This window comes from Amycolatopsis sp. SID8362 (genome assembly GCF_010550475.1).
Taxonomy (GTDB): domain Bacteria; phylum Actinomycetota; class Actinomycetes; order Mycobacteriales; family Pseudonocardiaceae; genus Amycolatopsis; species Amycolatopsis eburnea.
On record NZ_JAAGNB010000707.1, the window covers coordinates 1 to 2,698 of the forward strand.

At 73.4% G+C, this 2,698-nt stretch carries 2 protein-coding genes and 1 pseudogene; 2 read left to right on the top strand and 1 reads right to left on the bottom strand.

The genetic code is table 11. The features are described from left to right. Nucleotides 1-498, bottom strand: a pseudogene (locus tag G3I65_RS21840) (molecular chaperone DnaK); the annotation flags it as partial. Nucleotides 499-801: 303 nt separating this feature from the next. Here G3I65_RS21840 and G3I65_RS21845 point away from each other — a divergent pair. Together G3I65_RS21845 and G3I65_RS21850 are read left to right on the top strand one after the other, a co-directional pair. Further along, entirely contained in the window at nt 802-1,812 is a 1,011-nt protein-coding gene (locus tag G3I65_RS21845; RefSeq protein WP_160697761.1) for an IniB N-terminal domain-containing protein, read from the top strand. Nucleotides 1,813-1,913: 101 nt separating this feature from the next. Next, nucleotides 1,914-2,698, top strand: a 785-nt coding sequence (locus G3I65_RS21850) for a dynamin family protein (RefSeq protein WP_309235610.1), incomplete at its 3' end; no start/stop codon positions are given.

A 2,698-nucleotide genomic window follows, 5' to 3' on the forward strand; every position in this document is an offset into this window, starting at 1 on the left:
GGGGCCGGGCACAGCCAGGTGCGCGCCGAGCGCCGCGATCGCGCCGGGGACCAGCGTGACGGCGGGGAACCCGGCGTCGGCCAGCGCCCGCCGCAGCACGTCACGGCGGTAGCCGCCCCAGTCGCCGGGGTGGGTCACCACAAGGTGCTCCGGGGGCCCGCCGACGACGTTCGCGGCGTGCTCGGCGATCCCCTCGACGAGCACGGTGGTCAGCGTCTCGGGCGGGAACGCCTCACCTTCGACGAGCATCGGGACGTCGTCGCCGATCCGCCGGTGGAAGCCGGTGAGCAGCCGGGACGGGACCCGGGCGCCCGCCTGTGCGGCCGCGTCGCCGGTGAGCAGGTAACCCTCGTCGTCGAGGAACAGCGCGGACGCGGCGGCCGGGGACCGTTCGCCCAGCCAGAGGGGCTCGGGCTCGCCCCAGCCGGCGCCGTGCCGTCGGCAGGTCGCGGCGTGGGTCCGCCCGGGTGCCACATCGATCCCGAGGACGTAGGGCAACGGCGGTTCCTCCTCACCTCGCAGGGCCGAACAGGGGTACGGAATCCCCCTAGGGCTCGGGGCATCCTCACCCAAACGGGTTAGTCAATCAAGGGGCTGGAGGGATTTAACCCAACTGAGCGCGTCTCGGATGAGCCCCTAACTCCCTAACGATGACATATCGATCCCCTATCGGCTGACCGGAGTGCGACTCGGAGTGATCCCCGATGTGCGCTGGGGGGTCGTCTCCCTACCTTGATCACGGAGCACCGGTCCTTGCGGCCGATGCTGTCCCCCAGAACCACCGGACCAGGAGAAACCCCCATGGACTCCGTGCAGACCTTGCACGACTTCGCCCTGAACCTGCTCAACGACCCGACCGCGCTCGCGGCCTTCGGGACGGACCCGCAGGGCGCCCTCGCCGCCGCCGGTCTCGGTGACGTCAGCGCCGCCGACGTGCACGAGGTCATCCCGCTGGTGCTCGACTTCGTGCCGGTCGACAGCCTCCCCGCCGTGGACAGCCTCCCGGCCGTCGGCGGCCTGTCCTCGTTCGGCACCGACGCCCCCGGCATCCAGGGCGCGATCGACCAGCTCACCGCCCTCACCGCGGGCCTCGGCCTGCCGGACGCCTCGGCGCTGCCGGGTGTCGGCGACCTCGGCAGCGAGCTGCCCGCCGTCGGCGACCTGGGCCTGCCCGCCGTCCCGGGCGTCGGCGCCCTCCCCGGTGTGAACGACCTCACCACCACGGCCGCCGGCGTCACCGCGCTGGCCGGCGACCCGACCGGCGCCTTCGGCACCGCGGGCGACCTCGGCTCGAGCCTCGACGCGGTCCAGGTCGCGGGCAACCTCGTGTACTCGGTCACCGACGTCGACCACAGCTCGGTCGTCGGCGCCACCAGCGAGGTCTCGCACCTCGGTGGCGACGTCGTGGGCAACGTCTCCAACAACGTGACCGCCCCGGTCTACGAAGGCGCGGCGCAGGTCGGCGACGTCAGCGGCGACCTGACCCACACGGTCAACGGCCTCGTCGGCCAGGTCGGCGACTTCACCGGTGTCCTCCAGGGCGCCGGCGACCTCGCCTCGGCCCGCTCCGAGGGTGGCGAGCACCACGGCGGCGGCCACGGCCCGCTCGGCGAGGTCACCTCCGTCGTGACGAACGCCACCGGCATCAGCGCCGACCACAACGCGCTCGGCCAGGTCGGCGAGCTGGCCAGCGGCAACGGCTCGGCCGTCCACGACGTCGTCTCCGACGTCGCCGACGTCAGCCACAACGCGCTGGGCAACCTGCACATCGGCGACATCGCGTCGAACAACGACATCCACATCGGGCACTGAGCCCCGAACCGGTCACCGGTGCCCGTCCCGCGGTCTGGGTGCGACCGCGGGACGGGCACCCGGTGTGCGCACGGGGAGTAAACCGGGGACACTCCTTCGCTGTGACCGCTTGGCTCGAAGTGCTCAACGAGACGATGGACGCGTGCCGCACGCACGGCCGCGCCGATCTCGCCGAGCGCCTGCGCAGACGCCGTGACGCCGCACCGGGGCAGATCCGGCTCGGCGTGCTCGGCTTTCCCAAACAGGGCAAGGGATACCTGCTCAACGCGGTGCTGAACGCGCCGGTCTGCGCGGTCGGCGACGCCCCGACCCCCGCCGTTCCCACCGAAATCGCCTACTCCGCCGAACCCGCCGCGACCCTGGTCGGCCGGTCCCGCGAACGGATCCCCGTCGCGGTCGAACGGCTCACCGGCGAGCTCGGCGCCCGTCCCGCCGGCACGCTCAGCCGCGTGGAAGTCGGTGTGCCGCGCGAACTCCTGTCGGCCGGCCTCGTCCTCGTCGACACCCCGCCGGTCGGTGACCCGCGGTCACCGCGGACCGCCGCCGCCCTCGACCTGCTCGCCGAAGCGGACGCCGTGATCCTCGTCTCCGACGCGACCGCGCCGCTGAGCCCCGCCGAACTCGCGCTCGCCCGGCACGTGCGCACCTGGTGCCCGCACGTCCTGGTCGCGCTGACCAAGATCGACGCCTCCCCAGGCTGGCGCGCGGTGGCCGAGCGCAACCGCGCGCTGCTCGCCGAAGCGGGGATCGACGCGCCGGTCCAGCCGGTTTCCGCCGTGGTGCGCCAGGCCGCCGCGAAGGCCGGTGACGCGGATCTCAACGCCCGCTCCGGTTTTCCCGAGCTGCTGAGCTGGATCGCCGAGCAGGCCGCGCGCCCGCCGGAGCA